At 66.6% G+C, this 14068-nt stretch carries 8 protein-coding genes and 1 pseudogene; 1 reads left to right on the top strand and 8 read right to left on the bottom strand.

The features are described 5' to 3' along the window. Positions 1-38 precede the first annotated feature (38 nt). Positions 39-3551, bottom strand: a complete 3513-nt coding sequence (locus AB4Y42_RS09385) for an EAL domain-containing protein (RefSeq protein ID WP_368694031.1) — start codon at positions 3549-3551, stop codon at positions 39-41. Between the two features lie 248 nt (positions 3552-3799). Then, positions 3800-4282, bottom strand: coding sequence for a nitrate reductase associated protein (locus AB4Y42_RS09380; RefSeq protein ID WP_342921235.1), 483 nt, complete (start codon positions 4280-4282; stop codon positions 3800-3802). 174 nt (positions 4283-4456) lie between these two features. On the opposite strand from AB4Y42_RS09380, the gene fdhD reads away from it, so the two are divergent. Beyond that, positions 4457-5326 (top strand): formate dehydrogenase accessory sulfurtransferase FdhD, encoded by an 870-nt coding sequence (gene fdhD, locus AB4Y42_RS09375; protein ID WP_368694030.1) that lies wholly within the window; start codon positions 4457-4459, stop codon positions 5324-5326. Positions 5327-5341: 15 nt separating this feature from the next. Here fdhD and AB4Y42_RS09370 read toward each other — a convergent pair whose 3' ends face one another. The 6 genes and pseudogenes from AB4Y42_RS09370 to AB4Y42_RS09345 all read right to left on the bottom strand — a co-directional run. Continuing rightward, on the bottom strand, positions 5342-6112 hold the full coding sequence (locus AB4Y42_RS09370; RefSeq protein ID WP_368687545.1) for an enoyl-CoA hydratase: 771 nt from the start codon (positions 6110-6112) through the stop codon (positions 5342-5344). 103 nt (positions 6113-6215) lie between these two features. After that, the gene (locus tag AB4Y42_RS09365) at positions 6216-7415 is read right to left on the bottom strand and encodes an acetyl-CoA C-acyltransferase (RefSeq protein WP_368694029.1); all 1200 of its coding nucleotides are present in this window, start codon (positions 7413-7415) and stop codon (positions 6216-6218) included. Positions 7416-7449: 34 nt separating this feature from the next. Continuing rightward, the gene (locus tag AB4Y42_RS09360) at positions 7450-9891 is read right to left on the bottom strand and encodes a 3-hydroxyacyl-CoA dehydrogenase/enoyl-CoA hydratase family protein (RefSeq protein ID WP_368694028.1); all 2442 of its coding nucleotides are present in this window, start codon (positions 9889-9891) and stop codon (positions 7450-7452) included. A 129-nt stretch (positions 9892-10020) separates the two neighbouring features. Next, complete coding sequence (locus tag AB4Y42_RS09355; RefSeq protein ID WP_368694027.1) at positions 10021-11808, bottom strand: acyl-CoA dehydrogenase C-terminal domain-containing protein; 1788 nt, start codon at positions 11806-11808, stop codon at positions 10021-10023. 69 nt (positions 11809-11877) lie between these two features. Beyond that, a complete protein-coding gene (locus AB4Y42_RS09350) occupies positions 11878-12477 on the bottom strand; it encodes a TetR/AcrR family transcriptional regulator (protein ID WP_028206015.1) in 600 nt (199 codons plus the stop codon). A 242-nt stretch (positions 12478-12719) separates the two neighbouring features. Further along, positions 12720-14012 (bottom strand): annotated as a pseudogene (locus AB4Y42_RS09345) (phosphatidylserine/phosphatidylglycerophosphate/cardiolipin synthase family protein); the annotation flags it as partial. Positions 14013-14068 lie beyond the last annotated feature (56 nt).

Genomic DNA, 14068 nt, shown 5'->3' with positions numbered 1-14068 from the left:
GGCAACGCAGCCGCGAACGCCCGGCCGCGGCGCCGGGCTCAGCCCGTCCAGGCGAGCCCGGGCGCTTCCTCGTAGGTTGCGCTCGCGCGCAACAGTGCCGCGGCCTCGTCGCCGGGTAGCGGCGGCGCGAAGAAGTAGCCTTGCAGCTCGTCGCACGCGCGCTCGCGCAGGAAGGCGAACTGCGCCGAAGTCTCCACCCCTTCCGCGATCACCTGCAACTGCAGCTCGTGCGCCAGCGCGATGATGGCCGCCGTGATCGTTTCGTCGTCGCTGCTCGTGCCGATGTCGGCCACGAACGAGCGGTCGATCTTGAGCCGGTCCACCGGCAGACGCTTCAGATAGCTCAGGCTCGAATAGCCGGTGCCGAAGTCGTCGATGGCGATGCCGATGCCCAGCGCGTGCAGCTCGTTCAACATCGACACGGCCTCTTCGGCATTGCGCATGAGCGTGCTCTCGGTCAGCTCGATCTCGAGCCAGCAGGCTTCGAGGCCGGTTTCCTGCAGCACGTCCTTCACGAGTTGCGCAATGTCGCGCTGGTGGAACGTCTTCGCCGAGAAGTTCACGGACACGCGCACGGGCGGCAGCCCCGCGAGCTGCCATGCGCGATTCTGCCGGCAGGCCTCGCGCAGCACCCAGTCGGAAAGCGGGCCGATCAGGCCGCTCTCCTCGGCCACGGGAATGAACTGCGCAGGCGAGACGAGCCCAACCTCCGGATCGCGCCAGCGCACCAGCGCCTCCATGCCGATGATGCGCCCGCCCTCGATCTCCACCTGCGGCTGGTAGTGCAGCAGGAACTCGCTGTCGCGCAGCGCGCGGCGCAGGCGCCGCTCGAGATTCAGGCGCGCGCCCACATTCGCGTTCATTTCGGGCTCGAAGAACTGGAACGTGTTGCGGCCCATGTCCTTCGCGCGGTACATCGCGACGTCGGCCTTCTTCATGAGCGTTTCGGCGTCGTTGCCGTCCTGCGGGTAGACGCTCGCGCCCATGCTGCAGCCCACATACAGCTCGGTGCCGTCGATCCACACCGGCTCCGAGATCAGCGAGCGCGCCCGCTCCATCCAGCCGATCAGCGACTTCTCGTCGATGGTGTCGGTGAGCACGATCACGAACTCGTCGCCGCCGTGGCGCGCGACCGTGTCGGTCGTGCGCGTGCAGCGCTGGAGCCGCTCGGCCACCACGCCCAGCAGCCGGTCGCCCACGCTGTGGCCGAGGCTGTCGTTGACGTTCTTGAAGCCGTCGAGGTCGATGAACACCACGGCCACGCCCGTGTCGTGCCGCTGCGCCGCGAGCAGGGCGTGCTGGAGACGGTCGCGCAGCAGGTTGCGGTTGGGCAGCAGCGTGAGGCTGTCGTAGTTCGCCTGGTATTCGAGCTGCTCCTGGTAGCGGATCAGCTCGGTCACGTCGTTGATGATGCCGATGTGATGCGTGATGCGGCCATCGAGATCGGGCACCGGCGCGATCAGCAGCTGGTTCCAGAAAAGCGCGCCGTCCTTGCGGTAGTTGCGCAGCACCGCGCTCACTTCGCGATTGGACAGCAGCGCCTTGCGCACCGCGATGAGGCCGTCCTGATCGCGGTCGTCGCGCTGCAGGAGGCGGCAGTCCTGGCCGATCACCTCGGCCGGATCGAAGCCCGTGATGCGGCGAAACGCCGGATTCGCGTACTCGATCAGATTGCTGCCGCCCGGGCCCGGCGCGGTGATCAGAATTGCGTTCACGCACGCGTCGAGCGCGCGGCTTTGCAGGCGCAGCGCGAGGTCGGCGCGCTTGCTTTCGGTGGTGTCCGAGTACGAGCCGAGCACGCCGATCACGCGGCCGTCGCCGTCGAGCAGCGGCAGCTTGCTCGTGAGCGTCGTGCGGTGCAGGCCGTCGATCGTATGGTTGTCTTCATAGTTGATGCGCGGCAGCCCCGACTCGATCACCTCGCGGTCCTGTTCGCGCATGCCGTCGGCGTAGGCGCGCCACGGCAGGTCGTCGTCGGACTTGCCGATGATCTGCTCGGGATACGCGAGCCCCGCGTCGCGCGCAAAGGTCATGTTGCAGCCGAGATAGCGCGACTGCGCGTCCTTCCAGAAGATGCGCTGCGGGATATTGTCGATCACCGACTCGAGCATCTGGTTCGAGCGCTGCGCCTCCGCTTCGGCCTTGATCTGCTCGGTCACGTCGTCGGCGAGCACGAACACGGCATCGCGGCCGAGGAAGGTGAGCGAGTGATGCGAGATGTCGGCGCTGATGATCGAGCCGTCGCGGCGCCGATGGTGCCAGATGCCGGCCATCATGCGCACGTTCTGCGTGACCATGTCCGAGCGCGTGAGGTGTTGCTCGAGCCGCGAAACGTCTTCGGCGGGACGGATATCGCGGATCGTCATGGTGAGGAACTCTTCCTCGCTGTAGCCGTACTGCTGGATCGCGGCGGCGTTCACGGCGAGAAAGCGCAGCGTTTCGCGGTCGAACACGTACATCGGCACCGGATGCGCGTCGAACAGGCCCTGAAAGCGCTCACTGCGCAGGCGCATGCCGCTCACGGCGCGCAGCTTCTCGCGGGCGGCGCTCTCGCGCGCGCCGAACGTGTAGATGAGGAGCGTCGCGCCCGCGAGCATCGTCACGATCAGCAGCAACAGCGCGCGGCCGCCCGAGCGCGCCGAGTCGGCGAGCGCGGCGGCGAGCGCCAGATCCTCGGCGCGTTGCAGCGACGCGAGCTGTCCGTCGAGCTGGTCCACGAGGTTGTCGATGCGGATGTATTCGCCGGCGAGCCACGCGGCCGTGGCGGGCGACGGCGTTGCCGGGTCGGGCAGCGCAGCGGTCGCCGTGATGGGGTTCTGGGCGCCGTTGGTGACAGCCGGTGCCACCGTCAGGGTATCCAGCGTCACGGCGCTCGCCGCCTCATCCGCTGCGGCGTGCAGCGGCAGGATCGTGCCGGTCACGACATGACCGGCCATGCGCGCGTCCGCGGTGTTCCCGGGTTGAATCGTCTTCGCGGCGGCGTTGCGGGCGGTCGCCTCGGGCGCGCCCCACGGCGCCGCGGGCGAGCGCGCGGCATTCGCGGGCATGGCCGTGCCGAATTCCTGGCTGGCCGCGCCATCAGCCGGTACGGCCTGCGCTGCCACGGTCCCGCTCGCCCCCGCCGCCACGGCCGCCTGCCCGCCCTCGTCGGTAACGCGTTGCTCGGCGCGCGCAAGTGTCACGTCGATCTCGTTCGCAAGCGTGGCGCCCTGCGCCGCCAGCGCGTCGAAACGGGCCGCGAGGTCGGCGTTGCCGGCCAGCTCCGCGCGCAGGGCGCGGGTGGTTTCGTCGAGCATGGCGGCGCGCGCGTCGTGCGCGGCGGCTGACTCCGGCTGGCCCTGCACGGCGAAACGGCCCAGCGCGCTCACGCCGCTGCCAAGCGCATCGCGATAGCGGTCGAGGTCGTGACGGATCGTCGCCGCCTGGCTCGCGCGCTGGTCGATCTCGCGCTGACCGTCGATCTGCGTCCAGGCGACAAAAGCGTTCGCGCCAACGGCCGCCGCGACGACGGCCAGATTGATGAGTTGGCGCTTCGAAAAAAGAAGGTTCATGAATGCCGAGCGTCGTTCGCGCCCGCGCCGTGAGCGCGGGATGATGGGTCACGACTGCGCGCGACCGGTCGGCGCCTGACGCGCCAACCCGAAATAACGGCAGGGCCGGCCGGGTCTTGAGGGTCAAGGTGGAGAAAGAAGCGGAAAACGACCCGCGGCGGCGCGAGGCTGCCGCGGTCAGCGGGAATCGGGTAGGGATCGGCGATGAATCGTGACGGGCAGGCGCAGCGGGAATCAGCGGATGAGCATCACCGCGGCACCGCCAGCCCGAACTCGTGCATCGCCGGCGCGAAGTCGTGATTGCTCTCGGGCTTGCGCGCGAGCTTCGCGAGCACGTAGCGCTGGAACGGATCGAGCTGCGCCCAGTCCTCGAGGCCGGGCGCCTGCAGGCTGGCAAGCTCGGACTGCAGCGCAATGCCGCCGGGCACCGCATTCACGTCGCGCCAGGCCGGCGCTTCTTCGGGCGCGAACCATTCGGGTTCGACGTTCGCGTGCGTGCGCATCATCTCGAAGAGCGCGTGGTCGAAATTGGGCTCGATCTGCGTGTCCTCGTCCACGGGGAAACACGCCAGCAGCCGGCGGTCCTCGTAAGGCAGCAGTTGCCATTGCGCGAGCGAAATGCGCAGACCAAAGCGATCCAGGTTGAAGCGCACGCACATCGGGATAAAGGTGAGGTTTTCCGACGAGTCGACCTCGAACCGGAAAAGCAGCGGAGCTTCGTTCAATGCCATGACGGTATCCTCGCGAGGCGGGCATAAGCGCGGGCGGCCCGCTTGAGGTATTTTAGAACCTTCCGCGCGCGGCGCGGCCCCGCTGTCCCCCGGCGGCGCTGCGGTACCGCGCCGCACAAGGACTGATGGATTTTGCGCTTGCCCCTCTCAACTCGCACCCCAACCCGCACGCCAATGAGCACCGCAGACCGGCCGCAGATCACGACGACGAATCCGCCGACGCATCCCCTCGAAACCGAAGGCCAGCCTGGCGCCATCGAATTGCGCGTGCATCGGCACCGCGGCGGCGCCGTGGAAACGCGCGAGGACCACGTGGGCCAGGAATGGCCCGTCGCGCTGGTCTTCAACGGCATCTCGCACGCGGTCATGATGTGCACGCCGCGCGACCTCGAAGCGTTCGCCGTGGGCTTCGCGATCTCCGAAGGCATCGTCGGGCGCAACGCCGATATTCAGGACATCGAGGTGTACTGGCACGAGGATGCGGACCTGCCGCATGCCGAAGTCCACTTGACCGTGGTGCAGCAGGCGTTCGTCGAGCTCAAGGAAAAGCGCCGCGCGCTCGCCGGGCGCAGCGGCTGCGGCGTGTGCGGCATCGAGAGCATCGACCTGCTCGATCTCGAACCCGAGCAGGTGCCCGATACGGGCTTCATTGCGCGCCTCGCGCCCGACGCCATCGCGCGCGCCGCACGCGAACTGCCGCAGCATCAGGCGCTCACGAAGCTCACGGGCGGCCTGCACGCGGCCGCGTGGTGCGACGAACACGGCGCGATCCTGCGCGCCTTCGAAGACGTAGGCCGCCACAACGCGCTCGACAAACTCATCGGCCAGCTCGTGATGGAGCGCGCAGACACGCAGCAGGGCTTCGTTTTCCTGTCGAGCCGCGCAAGCTACGAGCTGGTGCGCAAGGCCGCGCGCGTAGGCATTCCGATGGTCGCAACGATCTCGGCGCCCTCCTCGCTAGCCATCGCCATCGCAAAGCGCGCCGGACTGCGGCTCGTGAGCTTTTGCCGCGAGTCCGGGTACGTCGATTACGCAACGGCCTGAGTCATCACTCGCGGCTTAATCGAACTGCCGGAAATCCGGCTTGCGCTTTTCGAGGAACGCCGTGAACGCCTCGCGCGCTTCGGGCGCGAGCAGCATCTTGCCGAAGTGCACGAACTCTTCGCTCATGCGCGTCTTGACCTCGTGGGTGTCCGCGCGCTTCATGAGCGACTTCGTCACGCGCAGCGACGACGCCGGCAGCGCCACGAGCTTCGCCATTTGCCCGGCGACGAACGCGTCGAGCTCGGCGGCCGGCAGCACGCGGTTCACGAAGCCCATGCGATGCGCCTCCGCCGCGTCGAAGGTCTCGCCGAGCAGCAGCTTTTCCGCCGCGCCCTGGTGGCCCGCAATGCGCGGCAACAGCAGCGACGAAGCCGCTTCGGGGCACAGCCCGAGTTGCGCGAACGGCACGGCGAAACGCGCGTTGTCGGCGGCATAGACCATGTCGCAATGCAGCAGCAGCGTCGTGCCCACGCCGATCGCCGGCCCTTTCACGGCGGCGACGAGCGGTTTCTCGAACGCCGCGATGGCGTCGAGAAAGCGGATCACGGGCGAATCGGCGGCTGCGGGCGGCCCCTTCAGAAAGTCTTCGATGTCATTGCCGGCCGTGAAGATCTCGGCGTGGCCGCGCAGCAGCGCCGCGCGCACCGAGGCGTCCTTGTTCGCGCCGTTGAGCGTGTCGGCCATCGCCTGATACATCGCGGGCGTGAGCGCGTTCTTGCGCGCAGGCCGGTCGATGGTGATCGTGAGCACGCCGTTTTCGTGTGCTAGCAGGATTTCGTTGCTCATGTACCTGTCTCCTCGCATCCCAATCGTGATACGAAAAACGGCCCGCAGACCGCGAAGTCTGCGAACCGTGTCGATAACGCCAATGCGTCAGTCAGATAGACGCTTACAGCCGCTCGATGATGCCCGCCGCACCCATGCCGGTGCCGACGCACATCGTCACCATGCCGTACTTGTAGTTGCGGCGGCGCAGGCCGTGCACGACCGTCGCGGCGCGGATCGCGCCCGTCGCGCCGAGCGGGTGGCCCAGCGCGATCGCGCCGCCAAGCGGATTGATCTTCGCAGGATCGAGGCCCAGGTCCTGGATCACCGCCAGCGACTGCGCAGCGAACGCTTCGTTCAGCTCGATCCAGTCGAGATCGTCCTGCTTCAGGCCCGCTGCCTTGAGCGCCGCCGGAATCGCTTCCTTCGGACCGATGCCCATGATCTCCGGCGGCACGCCGCGCACCGCGAAGCTCACGAAACGCGCGAGCGGCGTGAGGTTGAACTGCTTGAGGATCTTCTCGGAGACGACGATCAGCGCGCCCGCGCCGTCCGAAGTCTGCGAGCTGTTGCCGGCCGTGACCGAGCCCTTGTTCGCGAACACCGCGCGCAGCTTCGCGAGGCCTTCGAGCGTCGTATCGGCGCGCGGGCCTTCGTCGAGCTCGATCAGGCGCTCCTTCACCTTCACTTCGCCCGTGGCGAGATCGGGCGTGCGCTCGATGAGCGTGTACGGCGAAATCTCGTCCTTGAATTCGCCGGCCTGCTGCGCGGCGAGCGCGCGGCGGTGCGATTCGACCGAGAACGCGTCCTGCGCCTCGCGGCTCACTTTCCAGCGCTCCGCCACTTTCTCGGCCGTGAGGCCCATGCCGTAGGCGATGCCGATGTCTTCGTTACGATCGAAGATGTGCGGCGAGAGCGACGGCTTGTTGCCCATCATCGGCACCATGCTCATCGACTCGCAGCCGCCTGCGATCATCGCGTCGGACTCGCCCACGCGGATGCGGTCCGCGGCCATGGCGAGCGCCGTGAGGCCCGATGCGCAGAAGCGATTGACGGTCACGCCGCCCACGCTCTGCGGCAGACCCGCGAGTAGCGCGCCGATACGCGCCACGTTCAGGCCCTGCTCGGCTTCGGGAATCGCGCAGCCGACGATGGCGTCTTCGATCACGCTCGTGTCGAGGCCGGGCACCTGCGCCACGGCCGACCTGATCGCGTGAACCAGCAGCTCGTCCGGGCGGGTATTCCTGAACACGCCGCGCGGCGCCTTGCCGATGGGCGTGCGGCTCGCGGCGACGATGTATGCGTCCTGCAACTGTTTGCTCATCTCTTACTCCAGTATCTGGTGTGCGTCGTGCCGCTTAGTTGCGCACCGGCTTGCCGGTTTGCAGCATGCCCATGATGCGTTCCTGCGTCTTCTGCGTGCCGAGCAGATCGACGAAGGCGCGGCGCTCGAGCTTGAGCAGCCATTCTTCGTCGACGAGACTGCCCGCCTCGACGTCGCCGCCGCACACCGCTTCCGCGATACGGCTCGCGATCAGGAAATCGTGGTCGCTGATGAAGCGGCCGTCGCGCATGTTCACGAGCGATGCCTTGATGGTCGAGATCGCCGAGCGGCCCGCCACCGGAATCTGCGTGGCGCGCAGCGGCGGACGGTAGCCCGCGGCGGAGAGTGCGCGCGCTTCCTTCTTCGCCGTGTCGAGCAGTTCGAACACGTTGAAGACGATCGTGTCCGAAGGCTTCAGGTAGCCCATTGCGCGGGCTTCGTGCGCCGAGGCCGAAACCTTCGCCATCGCCGCGTTTTCGAACGACTTCTGCAGGAACCGGAGCAGATCGCTCGGTGCCGCGCCGATCACCTGCGCGGCTTCGGCTGCGCGAATCGCCGCTTCCTTCAGGCCGCCGCCAGCGGGCACGAGACCCACGCCCACTTCCACGAGGCCGACATAGCTCTCGACGTGCGCGACGCGCTTCGCGCTTTGCAGCATGATTTCGCAGCCGCCGCCGAGCGCGATGCCCGACACCGCCGTGATCACCGGCACGTTCGCGTACTTCACGCGCAGCATCGTGTCCTGGAACTTCTTCACAAACGGCTCGATGCCCTTCGCCCCGCCCATCATGAACGCGGGCATCGCCTCTTCGAGGTTCGCGCCGGCCGAGAACGGGCCGCCCGGCGCGCCGAGCTTGAGCGACGTCGGTTGCCAGATCACGAGGCCCTTGTACCCGTCTTCCGCGATGTCGATGGCCTTCACGAGGGCGTCGAGCAGGGCCGGGCCCATCGTGTTCATCTTGCTCTTGTACGAGACGATGACGACGTCGTCCTCGCCCGCACGGTCGTCCACCCAGGCGCGCAGGTTGTCGTTCTCGAACAGCGTCTTGCCCCAGGTCTTCGGATCGCGTGCGCTCGTTTCACCGAACAGCGCCGCGCGGAACACCTGGCGCTCGTACACCGGCAGCGTCGAGCGCGGCAGGAAGCGCGCTTCGGCGGGCGACCACGAGCCCTCCGCGCCGTGCACGCCGCCGTTCGCCGCGACCGGGCCTTCGAACACCCAGGCGGGCAGCGCTGCATTCGACAGCGCCTTGCCCGCGTCGATGTCTTCCTTCACCCACTCGGCGACCTGCTTCCAGCCCGCGGCCTGCCAGCCTTCGAACGGACCTTCGTTCCAGCCGAAGCCCCAGCGGATCGCGAGATCGACGTCGCGCGCGTTGTCCGCGATCGACTGCAGATGCACGCCGATGTAGTGGAACACGTCGCGGAAGATCGACCACAGGAACTGCGCCTGCGGATGCTGCGTTTCGCGCAGCAGCTTCAGACGCTCGGCGGGCGGACGCTTGAGGATGCGGCCCACCAGCTCGTCGGCCTTGCCGCCGCCGTCGACGTACTCGCCCGTGTCGGCGTCGAGCACCTTGATGGCCTTGCCTTCCTTGCGATAGAAGCCGCCGCCCGTCTTCTGGCCGAGCGCGCCCTTCGCCACGAGACCTGCGAGCACGGCCGGCGTCTCGTAGACCGGGAAGAACGGATCGTCCTTCAGGTTGTCCTGCATCGTCTTGATGACGTGCGCCATCGTGTCGAGACCCACGACGTCGGCCGTGCGGAACGTCGCCGACTTCGCGCGGCCAAGGCGCGCGCCCGTGAGATCATCGACTTCGTCGAAACGCAGGCCGAACTTCTTCGCCTCGGCGATCACCGCGAGGATCGAGAACACGCCCACGCGGTTCGCGATGAAGTTCGGCGTATCCTTCGCGCGCACCACGCCCTTGCCCACCACGCTCGTGAGGAACGATTCGAGCTGGTCGAGGATTTCGGGCTTCGTCTGCGTCGTCGGGATCAGCTCGACGAGGTGCATGTAGCGCGGCGGGTTGAAGAAGTGCACGCCGCAGAAGCGCGCCTTCAACGCATCGTCGAAGCCATGCGAGAGTTCGGTGATCGACAGGCCCGAGGTATTGGTCGCGAAAATCGCCTTCGGGCCGAGGTGCGGCGCGACCTTCTTGTAGAGGTCGTGCTTCCAGTCCATGCGCTCGGCGATCGCCTCGATCACCACGTCGCATTCCGCGAGCTTCGCGATGTCGTCTTCGTAGTTCGCGGGCGTGATGTATTGCGCGTCGTCCTTCACGCCGAACGGCGCGGGCGAGAGCTTCTTGAGCGTCTCGATCGCCTTCAGCGCGATGGCGTTCTTCGGGCCTTCTTTCGCGGGCAGATCGAACAGCAGCACGGGCACGCGGGCGTTGATCAGGTGCGCGGCGATCTGCGCGCCCATCACGCCGGCGCCGAGCACGGCCACCTTGCGAATATTGAGGTTGCTCACGTTGTTCCTCCAGCGGGTATGCAATGTCGAGCGGATTGAGGTGTGAGGGCGGCGCGCATCGACGTGGGCCACCTCTGGACATCGTGTTGACTGGGCGCGCGCCTTCGAAAAGCGCGCGCCCGTTGGCTCTTAGAACAGCGCTTCGTCGACTTCCATCAGCGTCTTCGAACCCGCGCGCGCCTGGCGGATCGACGTGGCCGTTTCGGGCAGCAGCTTCGCGAAGTAGAAACGCGCCGTGGCCAGCTTCGACTTGTAGAACGGATCGCCCGAGCTTTCCTTGTCGAGCGCGATGCGCGCCATACGCGCCCAGAAGTACGCGAACACGAGATGGCCCGCCGTGCGCAGGTACGGCACCGCGGCCGCGCCCACTTCGTCCGGGTTCTGCATCGCCTTCATGCCGATTTCCATCGTGAGCTTCTGCATCTTGTCGCCAATGTCGGCGAGCGGATTCACGAACTCCTGCATTTCCGGCTTGACGCCTTCGGCTTCGACGAAATCCGTCACGAGCTTGCCGAACTTCTTGAGCTTCGCGCCCATATCGCCCAGCACCTTGCGGCCCAGCAGGTCGAGCGACTGGATCGTGTTCGTGCCTTCGTAGATCTGGTTGATACGCGCGTCGCGCACGTACTGCTCCATGCCCCACTCGGAGATGAAGCCATGGCCGCCGAACACCTGCATGCCGAGGTTGGTGCTCTCGAACGCGTTGTCGGTGAGGAAGGCCTTGATGATCGGCGTGAGCAGCGCGACGAGGTCCGCCGCTTCCTTGCGCTCGCCTTCGTCGCCGTGCGAAAGCTCCTTGTCGATCTGCAGCGCGGACCAGTACGTGAAGGCGCGCGCGCCTTCGGCCCAGGCCTTCTGCGTGAGCAGCATGCGGCGCACGTCCGGATGCACGATGATCGGGTCGGCGGCCTTCTCGGGCGCCTTCGGGCCGGTCAGCGCGCGCATCTGCAGACGCTCCTTCGCGTACACAAGCGAGTTCTGGTACGCGACTTCGGTGAGGCCGAGACCTTGCATGCCCACGCCCAGGCGCGCCGCGTTCATCATCACGAACATGGCGTTCAAGCCCTTGTTCGGCTCACCCACGAGCCAGCCCTTCGCGCCGTCGAGATTCATCACGCAGGTCGCGTTGCCGTGAATGCCCATCTTGTGCTCGATCGAGCCGCACTTGATGCCGTTGCGCTCACCCACTTCGCCGGCTGCCGTGGGGATGAACTTCGGCACGACGAACAGCGAGATGCCCTTGGTTCCCGGCGGCGCATCGGGCAGTCGAGCGAGCACGAGGTGGATGATGTTCTCGGCCATGTCGTGCTCACCGCTCGAGATGAAGATCTTCGTGCCGGTGATCGCGTACGAGCCGTCGCCGTTCGGCTCGGCCTTCGTACGCAGGATGCCGAGGTCGGTGCCGCAGTGCGGCTCGGTCAGGCACATCGTGCCGGTCCACACGCCTTCGACGAGCTTCGGCAGATAAGCCTTCTGGAGTTCGGGCGTGCCGTGCGCATGCAGACACTCGTAGGCGCCATGCGAGAGACCCGGATACATGGTCCACGCCTGGTTCGCCGAGTTCAGCATTTCGTAGAGCGCGTTGTTCACGAACGCGGGCAGGCCCTGGCCGCCGTATTCGGGATCGCAGCCGAGCGCGGGCCAGCCCGCTTCGACGTATTGCTTGTACGCTTCCTTGAAACCAGCGGGCGTGGTGACGACGCCGTCGCCGGCATACGTGCAGCCTTCACGGTCGCCGACCTGGTTCAGCGGAAACAGCACCTCGGAGCAGAATTTTCCGGCTTCTTCGAGCACCTGGTTGATGGTGTCGGCGTCGAGGTCGGCGTGCTTCGGCATCTGCTTCACTTCGCCTTCCACGTTCAGCAGTTCGTGCAGAACGAACTGCATGTCGCGCAGCGGCGCGGTGTACTGTCCCATGTCTTCTCTCCAAAATTTGAGCTTCGGGTCCCTCGCGCGCCGCCGCGACTTCGATGTTGCGGCCGGGCGCTACTGGGTCTCGCTCTGATACGAAACAATCAGCTTTTCGAACGCAGCCCACGTATGCTCGACCGCGTCCGGCAGATGCAGGAAGCGGCCGTCATGATGCAGGCCGAGCGTCACGCTATACAGTTCGAAGAGCATCAGCGCGGGATCGGTCTCCTTGCGCAAATGGCCTTCTTCGATTGCCTGCGAAATGGCCCTCAGGAGCGCCGCACGCCACATCGACACGCTGGCGACCAGCGTCTCGCGCACCTGGCTGTCCGCGCGGTCGTCGTACTCGACGGCGCCGCTGATGTAGATGCAGCCGGTCGTGACTTCGTGAATGCGCTTCTCGAACCATCGCGACAGCATCGCACGCAGACGCGGCAAACCGCGTGGCTCGCGCAAACTCGGAAAGAAGACTTCTTCCTCGAATCGACGGTGGTACTCGCGCACCACCTCGACCTGCAGGTCTTCCCGAGACCCGAAGTGAGCGAAGACGCCACTCTTGCTCATCTGCATGCGCTCGGCGAGCAGGCCGATGGTCAAGCCTTCAAGGCCATCGCGACCTGCGAGGTCGAGTGCTGCATCCAGAATGGCGGCTCGTGTCTGTTCGCCTTTTCGCATAGCTTTCTTTACCGTAACGATGTGGCCGCGATGTCGCTGTCAACTGCTAATTAACTGCTTACATCTGGGCCCGAATTAAATCGAACGGCCGTACTATTGTTGAGGACGGCCGTCCGCGAAACAAGGACTTTATTAGAAACCGATTTCTAACCGGTACTCTAATTTTCGAGGTTCGTGCGCCGCGCGCAAGCCGACATTCTCTCGATTGCACGAGCGGGGATTCGTATGGCAGCTTTCTGTTTCTAGTCGTAGCCGCCCACGGTGATGAGCTTCATGAGCGCACGATAGAACGCCCAGGCGAGCCAGTTCACGGCGCGTACGTGCCACGGCCGCGCCTCGTAGCGCGCACGGTCGATCTGTGCAGCGTCGCCGAACGCCGCGAGGATCTCGCAGCGCAGCTGTTCGATCTGCGGATGCTGCACGAGCAGCACGTTGGCCTCGTTATTGAGCACGAGGCTGAGCGCGTCGAGGTTCGAGGAACCCACGGTGCCCCAGCTCGAATCGACGACGGCCACCTTGCCGTGGAGCATCGTTTTCTCGTACTCGGCAATCTGCACGCCCGCGCTCAGGAGCTGGTGATAGAGGAACGGCACTCCGTAGTCGAGTACCTTGAATTCCTTTCGTCCGACCAGAAGCTTGACCGCCACGCCGCGCTCCGCGGCGCTCACGAGCGCGCGACGCAGCCGCCGGCCCGGCATGAAATACGGATTGGCGAGCAGCACTTCCTTGCGCGCCTCGCCGATGGCGTCGAGATAAGCCTTTTCGATCGCGCGCCGGTTCACCACGTTGTCGCGCGCGACGAACGCCACGCAGGGCACCTGCGCCGCGCGCGGATCGCGCACGCTCGCGCGCAGGCGCTCGCGCAGACGCGTGAAGAAGCGCTTCGCGCGCGACGAGCGCACCGTGGGCGCAAGCGCGCGCAGCGCGTCGTCGACGATCTGCGTGGGGCGCCCCACCGTGTGGCCGGTGGGATGCGGCGACATGAAGCCCGCGCTCGCGGGCACGCCGGGTGAGACCTGCTGGGGCAGCGGCGGCCGGTAGCCGAGCCGGATACGCCGCCACTGCTGCTCGATCGCGAGCCGCACGTCCACGACCACGGGGCCAGACAGCTCGACGGCGAAATCCCAGCGCGCATACGGCAGCCGGTGGCCGTCCTGCTCGAAATCGTCGATCACGTTGATGCCGCCGCAAAAGGCGAACTGGTCGTCGATCACGGCGAGCTTGCGGTGCGTGCGCGAAAAGCCGAAGCGCCCGAAGATGTGCGGGTTGTAGACGCGGTGCTCCACCCCCGCGCCCGGCCAGGTCTCGAACAGCGCGATGCGCGGCGAGCCGATGCCGTCGGTGATGACGCGCACGCGCACGCCGCGCGCCGCTGCGCGCATGAGCGCGTCGGAGAGCGCGCGGCCGATTTCGTCGTCGCAGAAGATATAGGTTTCGAGCGCGACGTCACGCTCGGCGGCGTCGATGCGTTCGATCATCGCGCCGAACAGCCCGGCGCTCGAGCCGAACAGGCGCACGTCGTTGCCGCTCGTGAAGCGATAACGCGAACGATAGCGCCGGCCAAGCAGCGCCTCGCGCAGCCTCACCACGC

The sequence above is a fragment of the Paraburkholderia sp. EG286B genome, from assembly GCF_040965655.1.
Classification (GTDB): domain Bacteria; phylum Pseudomonadota; class Gammaproteobacteria; order Burkholderiales; family Burkholderiaceae; genus Paraburkholderia.
The sequence above is the reverse complement of the archived record's forward strand: the minus strand, read 5'-3'. Positions and strand labels throughout refer to the sequence as shown.

What these genes read in the sequence shown, in the direction of transcription:
- AB4Y42_RS09385 (WP_368694031.1), bottom strand. Translation starts at nt 3,551, where the DNA reads ATGAACCTTCTTTTTTCGAAGCGCCAACTCATCAATCTGGCCGTCGTC.
- AB4Y42_RS09380 (WP_342921235.1), bottom strand. Translation starts at nt 4,282, where the DNA reads ATGGCATTGAACGAAGCTCCGCTGCTTTTCCGGTTCGAGGTCGACTCG.
- fdhD (WP_368694030.1), top strand. Translation starts at nt 4,457, where the DNA reads ATGAGCACCGCAGACCGGCCGCAGATCACGACGACGAATCCGCCGACG.
- AB4Y42_RS09370 (WP_368687545.1), bottom strand. Translation starts at nt 6,112, where the DNA reads ATGAGCAACGAAATCCTGCTAGCACACGAAAACGGCGTGCTCACGATC.
- AB4Y42_RS09365 (WP_368694029.1), bottom strand. Translation starts at nt 7,415, where the DNA reads ATGAGCAAACAGTTGCAGGACGCATACATCGTCGCCGCGAGCCGCACG.
- AB4Y42_RS09355 (WP_368694027.1), bottom strand. Translation starts at nt 11,808, where the DNA reads ATGGGACAGTACACCGCGCCGCTGCGCGACATGCAGTTCGTTCTGCAC.
- AB4Y42_RS09350 (WP_028206015.1), bottom strand. Translation starts at nt 12,477, where the DNA reads ATGCGAAAAGGCGAACAGACACGAGCCGCCATTCTGGATGCAGCACTC.